This window comes from Phycicoccus flavus (assembly GCF_004025965.2).
Classification (GTDB): Bacteria; Actinomycetota; Actinomycetes; order Actinomycetales; family Dermatophilaceae; genus Phycicoccus; species Phycicoccus flavus.
Genome location: NZ_SAYU02000009.1, coordinates 1 through 13,147 on the forward strand (window position 1 = coordinate 1; position 13,147 = coordinate 13,147).

General features: G+C 74.3%; 13 protein-coding genes. 6 read left to right on the top strand and 7 right to left on the bottom strand.

Annotated elements, in window-relative coordinates:
• From EPD83_RS04280 to clpX, 3 genes are all read left to right on the top strand, one after another.
• A partial coding sequence (locus tag EPD83_RS04280) for an ATP-dependent Clp protease proteolytic subunit (protein WP_205859407.1) occupies positions 1-340 on the top strand: 340 nt, incomplete at its 5' end.
• Between the two features lie 496 nt (positions 341-836).
• Positions 837-1,637 (top strand): hypothetical protein, encoded by an 801-nt coding sequence (locus tag EPD83_RS04285; protein WP_128368259.1) that lies wholly within the window; start codon positions 837-839, stop codon positions 1,635-1,637.
• Positions 1,638-1,942: 305 nt separating this feature from the next.
• Positions 1,943-3,229, top strand: coding sequence for an ATP-dependent Clp protease ATP-binding subunit ClpX (gene clpX / locus EPD83_RS04290; RefSeq protein WP_165566251.1), 1,287 nt, complete (start codon positions 1,943-1,945; stop codon positions 3,227-3,229).
• A 24-nt stretch (positions 3,230-3,253) separates the two neighbouring features.
• On the opposite strand, the gene EPD83_RS04295 is transcribed toward clpX, so the two are convergent.
• From EPD83_RS04295 to EPD83_RS04315, 5 genes are read right to left on the bottom strand one after another with little or no spacing between them, the layout of a single operon-like run.
• Positions 3,254-3,772: a hypothetical protein gene (locus tag EPD83_RS04295; RefSeq protein ID WP_128367557.1), complete on the bottom strand. Its 519-nt coding sequence runs from the start codon at positions 3,770-3,772 to the stop codon at positions 3,254-3,256.
• Entirely contained in the window at positions 3,769-5,115 is a 1,347-nt protein-coding gene (locus EPD83_RS04300) for a DUF58 domain-containing protein (protein ID WP_128367558.1), read from the bottom strand. The genes EPD83_RS04295 and EPD83_RS04300 overlap by 4 nt, the downstream gene beginning before the upstream one ends.
• Positions 5,112-6,077: an AAA family ATPase gene (locus EPD83_RS04305; RefSeq protein WP_128367559.1), complete on the bottom strand. Its 966-nt coding sequence runs from the start codon at positions 6,075-6,077 to the stop codon at positions 5,112-5,114. The genes EPD83_RS04300 and EPD83_RS04305 overlap by 4 nt, the downstream gene beginning before the upstream one ends.
• Positions 6,078-6,527, bottom strand: coding sequence for a hypothetical protein (locus EPD83_RS04310; protein ID WP_164896580.1), 450 nt, complete (start codon positions 6,525-6,527; stop codon positions 6,078-6,080).
• Positions 6,520-7,245: a DUF4129 domain-containing protein gene (locus EPD83_RS04315; protein WP_165566252.1), complete on the bottom strand. Its 726-nt coding sequence runs from the start codon at positions 7,243-7,245 to the stop codon at positions 6,520-6,522. Before EPD83_RS04315 ends, EPD83_RS04310 begins: the two co-directional genes overlap by 8 nt.
• 66 nt (positions 7,246-7,311) lie before the next feature.
• Here EPD83_RS04315 and EPD83_RS04320 point away from each other — a divergent pair, with 66 nt between their 5' ends.
• Positions 7,312-7,983, top strand: a complete 672-nt coding sequence (locus EPD83_RS04320; RefSeq protein ID WP_128367923.1) for a hypothetical protein — start codon at positions 7,312-7,314, stop codon at positions 7,981-7,983.
• Between the two features lie 19 nt (positions 7,984-8,002).
• Positions 8,003-8,989 carry a hypothetical protein gene (locus tag EPD83_RS04325; RefSeq protein WP_165566253.1) on the top strand — a complete coding sequence of 329 codons (987 nt, stop codon included), beginning with the start codon at positions 8,003-8,005 and terminating at the stop codon, positions 8,987-8,989.
• A gap of 63 nt (positions 8,990-9,052) precedes the next feature.
• On the opposite strand, the gene valS is transcribed toward EPD83_RS04325, so the two are convergent.
• Positions 9,053-11,728 (bottom strand): valine--tRNA ligase, encoded by a 2,676-nt coding sequence (valS, locus tag EPD83_RS04330; protein ID WP_165566254.1) that lies wholly within the window; start codon positions 11,726-11,728, stop codon positions 9,053-9,055.
• 64 nt (positions 11,729-11,792) lie between these two features.
• Between valS and EPD83_RS04335 the strand changes: the two genes are divergently transcribed.
• Positions 11,793-12,545, top strand: coding sequence for a lysophospholipid acyltransferase family protein (locus EPD83_RS04335; RefSeq protein WP_128368427.1), 753 nt, complete (start codon positions 11,793-11,795; stop codon positions 12,543-12,545).
• A gap of 39 nt (positions 12,546-12,584) precedes the next feature.
• On the opposite strand, the gene EPD83_RS04340 is transcribed toward EPD83_RS04335, so the two are convergent.
• Positions 12,585-13,124: an NUDIX hydrolase family protein gene (locus EPD83_RS04340; RefSeq protein ID WP_128368426.1), complete on the bottom strand. Its 540-nt coding sequence runs from the start codon at positions 13,122-13,124 to the stop codon at positions 12,585-12,587.
• Between the last annotated feature and the right edge of the window lie 23 nt (positions 13,125-13,147).

Here is a 13,147-nt window from a genome sequence, read left to right on the forward strand (position 1 = left end):
CGACGTGCAGACCTACTGCATCGGGCAGGCCGCCTCCGCCGCCGCGGTCATCCTCGGCGCCGGCGCCCCGGGCAAGCGGTTCGCGCTGCCGAACGCCCGGGTGCTCATCCACCAGCCCGCCATCGAGGGCACCGGCGGCATGGCCTCCGACCTCGAGATCCACGCCAACGAGATCATCCGGATGCGGGAGTGGCTGGAGGAGACGATCGCCAAGCACTCCGGCCGCGACGTCGAGACCGTCCGCAAGGACATCGACCGCGACAAGATCCTCTCGGCCGAGGCCGCGAAGGAGTACGGCCTCGTCGACGAGGTGCTCGCCTCGCGCAAGGCCAACACCTGAGCCCAGCCGTCCGCCGCACGACGCCGCCCGGTCCCCCCGAGGGACCGGGCGGCGTCGTCGCACCGGAGAACGACCAGCCGGACCGTCGACCCGCCGACGTCAGGCGTCCTCCGCGCCCCGAACCCTCTCCGGCGTGCGAGACCTCTCCGACCCACGCGGTTCTCGCTGAGCACCGCAGATCTCGCCGCCCCATGGGGCTCCCGCCCCGACGTCTCGGCGAGATCGACATGGCTCGACGAGATCCGCCGGAGTCGGAGACTTCTCGCAGCGGGAGTCCGGGGCCGGGGCTGTGGATGACGTCGGCACCGATCCGCCGCGCGCTGCCAGGCTGGCCGGCATGCTCGGACCACCCGCTCCCGTTCCCTTCGACCCCGGCGTGCTGCGCACGGGGTCGGACCTGCGTCGTGCCGGGACCGAACCGAGTCGGGAGCCGGGGTGGCACCACGTGGGGCACGGGGCGTGGCTTCCGGACGCGACCTGGGGCCGTCTGACCGCCGTGCAACGTCACGCCGCCGTCGTCCACGCAGCCGACCTGCGTGGGTCCCGGCGCGCACAGCGGACCTACGCCCTCACCTCGGCGGCTGCCGTGTGGGGCCTGCCGCGCATCGGGCCCTGGCCGGGGACCGTGACGATCCTCGTCGCGGACCCCGCGGTGCGTGGGACCAGGGTGGTCCGCCCTCATCTCGGCCCACCCGCCGAGACCGTGTCGCTCCAGGGGCTGCGGGTGACCTCCGCCGCTCGGACCGTCGTGGACCTCGCGCGCACCGGGTCCCTCGACTCCGCGCTGGCCGCCGCCGACCACGCCCTCCGCCACGGGCTCTGCACACCCCAGCAGCTGGCCGAGGAAGTGGCCGCGGTCCCGCGCTCCTCGCGTGGACGTCGCGTCGCCGCACTCGTGCGAGACCTCGCCGATCCCCTCAGCATGTCGGCGGGCGAGAGCCTGTCGCGCCTCCAGATGTACCGGCTCAACGTGCCGAGGCCCGTGCTGCAGGGGAAGCGGGAGGACTCCGCAGGGCTGATCGGGTACGTCGACTTCGACTGGGAGAACGCGGTCGGGGAGTTCGACGGCAAGGTGAAGTACCGGGTCCCCGACGGTGCCGATCCCGCGACGGCGGGCGAGATCGTGTGGCGCGAGAAGAAGCGAGAGGACCGGATCCGACGGCAGGCGCCGGTCGGGCGCTGGGTCTGGGCGGACGCACTCGACGCCGAGCGACTCCGTCCGATCCTCGCGGCGATCGGTGTCCGGTCGGCGCCACGGAACACCTGGTTCGACCTCGGGGCGCACCACGCCGGCTGACACCCGAGCCTCAGCTGGCTCGCCCTGGTGCGAGACGTCTCCGACAGGCGTCGGTGTCGCCGACCCGTGCTGATCTCGCCGAGCCATGGCGCGAGAGCCCCGACGTCCCGGCGGGTCCGACGTGGCCGGGCGAGAACCACACGGGTGGGAGACATCTCGCACTGGGGGGCGTCCGGAGGGGGCGGGTTGCGCTGACAGCGAACCGAGGCGACGCGCCGACCGGCGCGGCGGTTCAATGGGTGCGACAGGACACCTCGGCGGGTAGCGTCGGGGCCGTTGTCGCCGCCGAGGGAAGGACCGCATCCGTGGCACGCGTCGGAGAGACCAGTGACCTGCTGAAGTGCTCCTTCTGCGGCAAGTCGCAGAAGCAGGTCAAGAAGCTCATCGCCGGTCCCGGCGTGTACATCTGCGACGAGTGCATCGACCTGTGCAACGAGATCATCGAGGAGGAGCTCGCGGAGTCCAGCGAGCTCGGGCTCGACGAGCTGCCCAAGCCGCGCGAGATCTTCGACTTCCTCCAGAACTACGTCGTCGGCCAGGACGTCGCGAAGAAGGCGCTCGCCGTCGCGGTCTACAACCACTACAAGCGGATCCAGGCGGGGGAGGCCGGCCCGAGCAAGAAGGATGTCGAGCACGTCGACATCGCGAAGTCGAACATCCTCCTCATCGGTCCCACGGGCTGCGGCAAGACCTACCTCGCGCAGACGCTCGCGAAGATGCTCAACGTGCCCTTCGCCATCGCCGACGCCACCGCGCTCACCGAGGCCGGCTACGTCGGCGAGGACGTGGAGAACATCCTCCTCAAGCTCATCCAGGCCGCCGACTACGACGTCAAGAAGGCCGAGACCGGGATCATCTACATCGACGAGGTCGACAAGATCGCCCGCAAGTCCGAGAACCCCTCGATCACGCGCGACGTCTCCGGCGAGGGCGTGCAGCAGGCGCTGCTGAAGATCCTCGAGGGGACGACGGCCTCGGTGCCGCCGCAGGGCGGGCGCAAGCACCCGCACCAGGAGTTCATCCAGATCGACACCACGAACGTCCTCTTCATCGTCGGCGGGGCGTTCGCCGGGCTCGAGAAGCTCATCGAGTCGCGCAACGGCAAGAAGGGCCTCGGCTTCGGCTCCGAGCTGCACACCCCGAAGGACCTGGCCGAGAGCATCGGCGAGGTCATGCCCGAGGACCTCATGAAGTTCGGGCTCATCCCCGAGTTCATCGGCCGCCTGCCGGTCATCACGACGGTCTCGCCGCTCGACGTGTCGGCGCTCGTGCGCATCCTCACCGAGCCCCGCAACGCGCTCGTCAAGCAGTACCAGAAGATGTTCGAGATCGACGGCGTCGTCCTCGAGTTCAGCGAGGACGCGATCGAGGCCGTGGCCGAGCAGGCCCTGGCCCGCGGCACCGGCGCCCGCGGCCTGCGGGCGATCATGGAGGAGGTCCTCCTCCCCGTGATGTTCGACGTGCCGAGCGACGAGGAGATCGCCAAGGTCGTCGTCACCCGCGACGTCGTCCTGAAGAACGTCAACCCGACGATCGTGCGGCACGACGCCGAGGGCGGCCGCAAGCGCACCCAGCGCAAGCGCTCGGCCTGACCCGGCCGCCGGCCGCGCCGGTGCTCACCGGGCGCTGACCGACCGCCCGACGAGGGCGGTCGTCGTGGCCAGCAGGGCCAGCGCCGCGGCCGCAGTCCAGGCCCACCAGCCCTGCGGCGTCGCCGTGGCCAGGGCGCCGACCGCCGCCACCGCCCCACCGAGGGCCGCGAGCACCCCGGCCTGCCCCGACCAGCGCCGCAGCGTCGCGCGCGGCAGCCCCGCCCCCGGGGCCCACGCCGCGAGCAGCGACAGGCAGGTGTGCGCCAGGAGCACCGCCGTGCCGCTGAGGGCCGCCAGCGCCCAGTCGGTGACCGTGACCGGCGCCGAGCGGGCGACGACGAGGGTGAGGGCCTGCAGGGCGAGCAGCGCGAGACCGGCCGAGCCGCCCGGGCGACGCAGCGCCCAGAAGGTCGCGGCGGCGAGCAGGGGGGCGGAGAAGGGGAGCAGGCCGGGCAGCTCGGCCGCGGCGACGAGCAGCACGAGCACGTCCGCGAGGACGACGAGGCCGCCGGCGGCGCGTCGCCAGGTGCGGGCGGGCGTCATCGCAGGGCCACCCGGGGGGTGCGGCGCCGCCGGCCGACACCGCGCAGCACCGCGTCCAGCGAGCCCGGTCCGGCCCAGGCGAGCACCGGCACCCCGGCCGCGGCGCAGCGGCGCACCTCGCGCTCGCGGTCGAGCAGCCGCAGCCGCCAGACGAGCCGCGCCAGGCGGGGGTCGTCGATGCCCGTCGCCGCGACGGCGTCCGCCGCCGGGAGGTCGGGGGCGGTGAGCCCCGGCGGCAGGGTGTCGACGACGAGGACGACGTGCCCGCTGCGCGAGAGCCGGACGGCGTGGGCCAGGGCCTCGCCGGAGACCAGCGCCGACAGCAGCACGACGACCGCGCCCGGCGCCACCGGTCGGCGTAGCTGGGCCCGCAGCCGCCGGTCCTCGCCGACCGTGCCGCGCGCGGGCTCGGCCCGGCCGAGGCCGAGCAGGATCCGGGCCAGCTGGTGATGGCCGCCGACCGCCGGCACCTCGACGAGGCCGGCGCCGCCGAGCACGCTGAGCCCCACCCGGTCGCCGGTCGTCAGGTAGTGCGCCGCGACGGCCCCGGCGGCCTCGACGGCGACGTCGAGGCTGCTGCGCCGGCCCGCGTCGGGCTCGTGGCTGCCGAGGTCGCGCAGGGCGTCGACGACGACACGCACCTCGGCGTCCTCGTCGCCGTGGGTCGTCGTCACGTGGAGGCTGCCGGTGCGCAGCGACACCGGCCAGTGCACGCGCCGGAGCCGGTCGCCGGTGCGGAAGGGACGGACGTCGGCGAGCTCGGTGCCGCTGCCGGGCCGGGAGGAGCGGTGCTGGCCCACGAGGCCCACGGGGTGCGGCAGCCCGGCCCGGGAGGTGAACGCGCCGGGGGAGGGCAGGACGGCGATGCCGGCCGTCTCCTGCTCCGGCCGGACCCAGGCGAAGCCGCCGAGGTCGCCGAAGGCCGCCAGCTGCGCCGGCCCGAGACGGCGCACGCCCCAGCGCTGCACGGTCACCTCGACGCCCACGGGCACGGCGAGCGCGGGGTCGGCCACCGCGGCGGCGACGTGGCCGTGGGTGGGGGTCGTGCGGGCCCAGCGGTCGCCCGGCAGGTGGGCGACGACGTCGCGCAGCCCCGGCACCGGGTCGACGTCCATCCGCCAGGTGGTCGCCTCGCCCTCGCGGAGCAACGGCTCGGCGAGGGCGCCGCGGACGGCGGGTGCGCGCCGGGGCCTGGTGACCACCGACCACAGCGCCGCGCCGACGAGCGGCGCGCCGAGGACGACGAGGTCCCCGCGGCCCAGCACCGCCCCGAAGGCGAGGAGCAGCAGCCCGACGAGCAGCGCCCGGCCGAGGGCGCGGGTGGGGCGCCAGCGCCCGCTCACGCGGTGCGGACCGGGACCCGCGGGGTCGCGGTGGTGCGCAGGACGTCGGCGACGACGCTGCGCGGGCCGATCTCGCTCATCCACAGCTCGGGCCGGACGACGACCCGGTGCTCGAGGACGGCCGGCGCGACCGCCTTGACGTCGTCCGGGGTCACGTAGTCGCGTCCGCGGATGACGGCGTAGGCGCGCCCGACGAGCAGGAGCGCGAGCGACCCGCGCGGCGAGGAGCCCATGAGGGTGTGCTCGTGCTCGCGGGTGGCGCGGGCCAGGGCGACGCAGTACCGGCCCACCTCCGGCGAGACGGTGACGTCCTCGAGCGCCTCCTGCAGCCCGAGCAGCTCGGCGGCGTCGACGACCTGGCGCGCCTGCTGGTCCTCCTGGCGGCGCTCGACCCGGCGCGCCAGCACCTGCCACTCCTCGTCGGCGTCGGGGTAGCCGAACGCCACCCGGACGAGGAAGCGGTCGAGCTGGGCCTCGGGCAGCGGGTAGGTGCCCTCGTACTCGACCGGGTTCGCGGTGGCGAGGACGTGGAAGGGCCGGGGCAGCGGGAAGGTCTGGCCCTCGACCGTCACCTGACGCTCCTGCATGGCCTCGAGCAGCGCGGCCTGCGTCTTCGGCGGGGTGCGGTTGATCTCGTCGGCGAGCAGCAGCCCGGTGAAGACCGGCCCCTGGCGGAACTCGAAGGCGCCGCGGCCCTGGTCGTAGACGTAGGCGCCGGTGAGGTCCGAGGGCAGCAGGTCCGGGGTGAACTGGGCGCGGGTGAAGTCCAGCCCGAGCGCCGCCGCGAAGGTACGGGCCGCGAGGGTCTTGCCGAGCCCCGGGAAGTCCTCCATGAGCACGTGGCCGCCGGCGAGGACCGCGGCGAGCACGATCTCGGTGGCCTCGCGCTTGCCGACGACGACGGTGTCGACCTCGTCGAGGACGTCGCGGGCGCGGCGGTGCGCGGTGGGGATGTCGGTCACTCAGGTCTCCTCGGTCGGTGCGGGCAGGGCCTCGAGGTCGGCGACGACGCGCTCGACCTCCGGCAGGCCGAGCGGGCGCGGCGGGGCCGCGAGGTAGGTGGCGAGGGGCCCGTCGCCGCCGACCCCGTGCGGCGAGCGGTCGGCGGCCAGGACCGTGACGAGCGCGTGCAGCCGGGCCGGCGCGCCGGTGTCCCGCGGGGTCGGGGCCAGGGTGCGGTGCAGCTCGGCGATGCCGGGCTCGGGGGGCAGGTCGTGCTCGAGGTCGGGGCGCCAGTCCCAGTCGACCGGGTCGGCGCGCAGCAGGGGGAGCAGGACGAGCACCGCGCCGACGACGATCCCGACCGTGCCGGCGGCGAGGAGGATGACCGGGCCGCGCAGGACGGTGAGCACGACGACGAGCGCGACCGCCCCGGCCAGGGCGAGCGTGCGGCGCGGGCGCAGGTCAGCCACGCCCGGACCCGGCCGTCGCCGCGAGCTGGGCGTCGAGGGACCGCAGCGCGGCCTCGGCCCGGCCACGGTGCTCCTCGGTCATCGGGTGCCGGGACCACAGCGCCTCCCGGTAGAGACCCGCGAGCTCGTGGAGGGCGCCGGCGTCGAGCACGAACCGCCCGAGCGTCGCCACCGTCGTCTCGCTCGAGGTCCGCGACACCGGGAGCGCGACGCCGGCCCCCCGCAGCGTCTCCTCCAGCCGGGTCCAGGCGGCGACGATGCCCTCGGCCGGGGTACCGCCGGAGAGCGCGGTGAGGCGCTCGTCGGCGTCCGTGCCGACGGCGGCGGCCACCCGCTCCAGGTCGGGGCCGCGCGCGTCGTCCGGCGGCAGCCGCCGGTCGCGCAGGACCCGCAGCAGCGCCCGGACGGCGAGGGCCACGAGGACGAGCAGCGCGAGGCTCACGAGCACGAGGGCGGTCCAGCCGAGCAGTCGTTCGAGCAGCGACGAGGGGTCACGGGGGCCGACGTACCGTCCCGCGTCGATCTCGGACTGCGGGGCGAGCGGGGGGTCGTTGTACCCGCGGACGACCACACTGCGCTCCGGGTCCGGCCGGCCGAAGTCCTGCGCCGGGCGCGGCGCGGCCGCGGCCCAGACGGCGACGAGGGAGGCGAGGACCCCGGTGGCGGCGAGGACCGGGCCGGTGCGGAGGGCGCCGGGGAGGTCGCGTCGGGGTGACACGGCTCCCACTGAAGCACACCGGTGCTGGCGCCCGGGGCGTCGGGCGGTAACGATTGGTCCGTGGCGATGACCTACCGGCTGCGGGCCGGGGACACCGGACCGGTGCAGCAGTCCCCGGTGACGTGCGGATCGGCGTGCCTCACGGTCGCGCGGATGCTCGTCGACCCCGTCTTCGCCTCGTGGGTGCACACGGGCGAGCCGCACCCGCCGGGCGCCCCGGAGGGCGCCACCGAGGCGGAGCGCTTCGCCGCCTACGAGCGGGTCGTCATGCGCCGCACCAACGGCGTCGTCGCCGCCGGGGGCGGGCCGTCGCTGCCGTGGCCGCGGGCGCTCGGCACCCCGCCGTGGGGCGCCAAACACGAGCTCGAGTACGGCGCGGCCAAGCTGGGGACGCGCTACACCGTCGACGCGCTGCGCGGTCAGGACGAGTACGCCCTCGTCGCCGCCTTCGACCGGCTCGTCGACGTCGTCGCGGACGGCGAGCCGGGCCTGCTCTACATCGGCAACCGGCTGCTGCCGCGGCACGTCGTCCTCGTCCTGCCCGGCGACGGCGACCGGATGCTCGACGTCTACGACCCCGCAACCGGACGCGTAGACCACCTGCGCCGCGACACCGTCGTGCACCACCGGCTGCGCCTCGCCGGCTGGGACGTGCCCTGGCTCGCGGTGCGCCCGACCGGCCTGCGCACGGTCGAGAGCCGCCAGCCCGCCACCGCCCCCCGTCCGATGCCCGCCTGAGGGGTCACCGTGAGAGGGCGTGCCGATCGGCGGATCAGGAGGTCCGGGGACGGCGCATGACCAGGAGGAACGAATGACCGAACCTGCCGGGTTGTCGACGGTGTGGCGTTGTGTGGCCGGGGCAGCGGCCCTGGCTGTGGCCGGCGCGATGCTCGTGGCCTTCTGGTCCGTGAAGATCTGTGACGGGGAGCTGGCGAACACCGGCGACGTCGTCAGCGTCTGCCGTCACCTCTCGGTCACCGACCCACCGGTCGTGATCGGTGGAGTGGCGGTCGTCCTCCTCCTGGCCGTCGCGCTGCCCGTGTCCGAGCTCTCCGCGTTCGGGGTCTCGCTCAAACGCGAGGTCCTGGCAGCCAAGCAGACAGCGGACGAGGCCCGCGAGCTGGCACACGGTGCGGAGACCGTGTCCGTCGAGGGGCGACGCGTCGCCGACCGAGCAGCGGACACTGCGATCGAGGCGCGGGCGGCTGCGAACAGTGCCGACCGGAGCGCGGGGTTGGCCGAGCGGCTCGCCCTGAGCAGGGCTCGGGAGGGTGTCGACGAGGCCGCGGAGCACGTCGACGACCTCGTCGACGAGTACCGGCGCATCCGGAGCAGCGAGCCCAGCAGCTCGGAACGAACGGCCAAGCTCGAAGCCCTCGTCGGTCAGATGATTGGTCGCTTCACGAACGCGCATGTCGACGACTTCGACCCGAGGCGCGCCCTGTCGAGCCCGAACGAGGGAAGCCGAGTCGCGGCGTACGCCTGGGCGTACGCGCACCCCGACGTCTCCGACGTCGACGCCATCATCCGGGCCGCGGTCGCGGAGCCGCAGAACCACCGTTTCGGCCAGTACTGGGGCTTCCGGGCGGTACGCCGCGCGTTGGCCGAACGACCGGGCACGTTGAGTGTCGAGGGCCGACGGCTGCTCGAAGCGTGGAAGCGCGAGCACCTGGCGGCAGGGTCCGATCGTGAGGTCACGAGCGGACGGTCGTTCGAGGTGTCACGCGCACTGGCTTTCGGCTGACCGGCGACCGCGCGCGGTCCGGTCCTCTCCAGTCTGACAGGGCGACCTTTCTGGTCGGCGCGGTCAGCGGGCGGGCTTGGCCACCGGCACGAGCTCGACGTCGCGGGTGGCGACGGTCTCGCCCTCGGCGTAGTCGAGGGTCCCGGTGAGCCGGCCGGCGGCCCGCAGGTCCGCCTCGCCGGTGTGCAGGTGGGCGATGAGGTCGGCCGGGGCGACGATGGTCGCCGTGGGCACCTCGGCCCGCATGCCGACCTTGGCCTCGGACTTGGCCTTGCGGACGACCGCGAGGGCGGCGCCGACCGCCTGGAGGACGGCGGGGTCGCCGCCCGCGGGGAGCTCGTCGACCGTCGGCCAGGAGGCCAGATGAACCGAGTCCTCGCGGGTCCAGCGCCAGACCTCCTCGGTGACGTAGGGCAGCACCGGGGCGAAGAGCCGCAGGACGACGTCGAGGGCGAGCCGCAGCGTCGCCCGGGCCGAGGCCGCGCCGGCGTCGCCGCGCCCGCCGTAGGCGCGGTCCTTGACGAGCTCGAGGTAGTCGTCGCAGAAGGTCCAGAAGAAGGACTCCGTGGCCTCGAGGCTGCGGGTGTAGTCCCAGGACTCGAACCCGGCCGTGGCGCGCTCGACGACGTCGCGGAGCATCGCGAGCACCGAGAGGTCCAGCGGGTCGGTGACGAGGTCCGGCAGGACGTCGCCGTCGTGGCCCTCGGGCAGGCGCGCCCCGTCGCCCGCCACCTCCAGCGGGTCGCCGAAGGACAGCGCGAACTTCGAGGCGTTGAGGATCTTGATGGCCAGGCGCCGGCCGACCTTCATCTGCCCGACGTCGTACGCGGCGTCGGTGCCGAGCCGGCCGCTGGCCGCCCAGTAGCGCACGGCGTCGGCGCTGTGCTCCTTGACGACGTCCTCGGGCGTCACGACGTTGCCCTTGGACTTGCTCATCTTCTTGCGGTCCGGGTCGAGGATCCAGCCCGAGATCGCGGCGTCGGTCCACGGCACGGTCCCGTGCTCGTAGAACGAGCGGACGACGGTCGCGAAGAGCCAGGTGCGGATGATGTCGTGGGCCTGGGGGCGGACGTCCATCGGGAAGACCGCGGCGAAGAGGGGGTCCGGGTCGGCCGAGCCGGGCACCCGCCAGCCCCCCGCGATCTGCGGGGTCAGGGAGGAGGTGGCCCAGGTGTCGAGGACGTCGGGGTCGCCGACGAAGCCGCCGGGCGTCCCGCGCCGGTCCTCGGTGTACCCGGGCGGGGCCTGGGCCGCGGGGTCGACGGGCAGGTCGGCCTCGGCGGGCAGGATCGGGTGGTCGTGGTCGGGCTCGCCGTCGGCGTCCAGCGGGTACCAGACGGGGATGGGGACGCCGAAGAACCGCTGCCGCGACACGAGCCAGTCGCCGTTCAGCCCCTCGACCCAGTTGGCGTAGCGCGAGCGCATGAACGCCGGGTGGAACTCGATGGCCCGACCCTGCGCCACGAGCCTGTCGTTGAGCTCGCGCTCGCGGCCGCCGTTGCGGATGTACCACTGGCGGGTCGTGACGATCTCCAGGGGCTTCTCGCCGCGCTCGTAGAAGTTCGCCTTGCGCTGGGTCGGCACGGGCTCGCCGTCGAGGTCGCCGGACTCGCGCAGCGCACCGACGATGGCCTCCCGGGCGGAGAACGCGGTCTTCCCGCCGACCTGCTCGGTGTAGAGGTCCGCGCCGGGGGACCCGGCGAGCCACTCGGGCAGCTCGGTCTGGAGGCGGCCGGTGCGGGTGACCACCGAGCGGGTGGGCAGGCGCAGCTCGCGCCACCACAGGACGTCGGTGAGGTCGCCGAAGGTGCAGCACATGGCGATGCCGGCGCCCTTGTCCATCTCGGCCGCGGGGTGGGCCACGACGGGGACCTCGACGTCGAACAGCGGCGTGCGGACGGTGCTGCCGAACAGCGGCCGGTACCGCTCGTCGTCGGGGTGCGCGACGAGCGCCACGCACGAGGGGATGAGCTCGGGGCGGGTCGTCTCGATGTGCACCGGGCCGTCGGCGCCGTGGAAGGCGACCCGGTGGTAGGCACCGGGGTAGTCGCGGGCCTCGAGCTCGGCCTGGGCCACGGCGGTCTGGAAGGTGACGTCCCACAGGCCCGGGGCCTCGGCCTGGTAGGCCTCCCCGCGCTGCACGTTGCGCAGGAACGCCTGCTGCGAGGTGGCCCGCGAGTGGTCGTCGATCGTCCGGTAGGAGATCGACCAGTCCAGGCTGAAACCGAGCCGCCGGAAGAGGGACTCGAACGCCTTCTCGTCCTCGACGGTGAGCTCGTCGCACAGCTCGATGAAGTTCTGCCGCGAGATGGGCAACTCGTCGGCGGCCCGGGAGCTCTTGGCGTCGCCGCGGAAGGGCGGCTGGAAGTCGGGGTCGTAGGGCAGGCTCGCGTCACCGCGCACGCCGTAGTAGTTCTGCACCCGCTTCTCGGTGGGCAGGCCGTTGTCGTCCCACCCGATGGGGTAGAAGACGTGCAGGCCGGCCATCCGCTTGTAGCGCGCCATGCAGTCGGTGTGGGTGTAGCTGAAGACGTGCCCCATGTGCAGCGACCCGCTGGCCGTCGGCGGCGGGGTGTCGATGGAGAACACGCTGTCCCGGCCGGCGGCCAGCGCGGCGTCGCGCGGGAAGGCGAAGGTCCCGTCCTGCTCCCATACCTGCCCCCACGCGTCCTCGAGACCGTCCAGGGACGGCCGGTCCGGGATGCGGGCAGCGCGAGGCGAGGAGGGGTGCTCGGTCATGGCCGTCATTGTCCCAGACCACGGGCCGGCGGCTCACCTCGGTTCCGCTCGGTAGGGTTCCGGCATGGAGCCCGTGTACCGCCCGGTCATCGCCGCCGCGAAGTCGATGTTCTTCCTCCAGGGCACCCGGTTCCGCATCACCGGCGAGGAGCACGTGCCGCGCTCCGGCGGGGCGGTCATGGCGATCAACCACACCTCGTACTTCGACTTCATGTACGCCGGGCTCGCGGCCTGGCCGCACCGCCGCTACGTGCGGTTCATGGCCAAGCAGTCGATCTTCGCCCACCGGGTCTCCGGCCCGCTCATGCGTGCGATGTCGCACATCCCCGTCGACCGCTCCAGCGGCGGCAAGGCCTTCCGCGACGCCGTCCGCGCCCTCATGGACGGCGAGATCGTCGGGGTGTTCCCCGAGGCGACGATGTCCCGCTCCTTCGAGCTCAAGGACTTCAAGCCGGGCGCGGTGAAGATGGCGCAGGTCGCGGGGGTGCCGGTGCTGCCGGTGACGATCTGGGGCGGGCACCGGCTGTGGACCAAGGAGCTGCCGAAGAACCGCGGGTTCGGGCGCATCCCGGTCTTCATCGCCGTCGGCGAGCCCATCGCCGTCGAGCGGCGCGAGGACGTCGTGGCCGCCACGGCCCGGCTCAAGGAGGCCATGCAGGCGTTGCTCGACGAGCAGCAGGCGGTCTACCCGCCGCTCAGCGGCGACGACCTGCGCTGGGTGCCCGCACGGCTCGGGGGCACCGCGCCCACACCGGCGGAGGCGCACGAGCGGGACGAGGCCGACATGCGCCGCACCCGCGACAAGTTCACCGGCTGACGGCCTCCCCGGCGCGCGCCCGGTCCCGGTCCGGGCGGGTCAGACGGGGTGGCCGAGGTGGGCCAGGGCCTGCCGGAGCAGGACGCCGTGGCCGCGGTCCATCTCGGCCTGCACCCCCGGGTCGAGGGCCTGGTCGGGGGTGAGCCAGGTGAGGTCGAGGGCGTCGTTCTGCGGGGCGCAGTCCCCGGCGACGGGCACGACGAACGCCAGCGACACCGCGTGCTGGCGCGGGTCGTGGAACGGGGTGACGCCGGGGGTGGGGAAGTACTCGGCGACGGTGAAGGGCTGCGGGGCGACGGGCACGCGGGGGAGCGCCACCGGCCCGAGGTCCTTCTCGATGTGCCGCAGCAGCGCGTCGCGCACCCGCTCGTGGTGCAGCACCCGCCCGGAGACGAGCTCGCGGCACACCTGGCCCTCGCCGTCGAGGCGGAGCAGGACGCCGAGGGCGAGGACCTCGCCGCGGTCGTCGACCCGCACCGGGACGGCGTCGACGTAGAGGATCGGGAGCTTCTCGCGGGCCGAGTCCAGCTCCTCGCGGCTCAGCCAGGCGGGGTCGCGGTCGAGGTCCAAGGGGCTCATGGGGGCGATGGTGCCATGCCCCG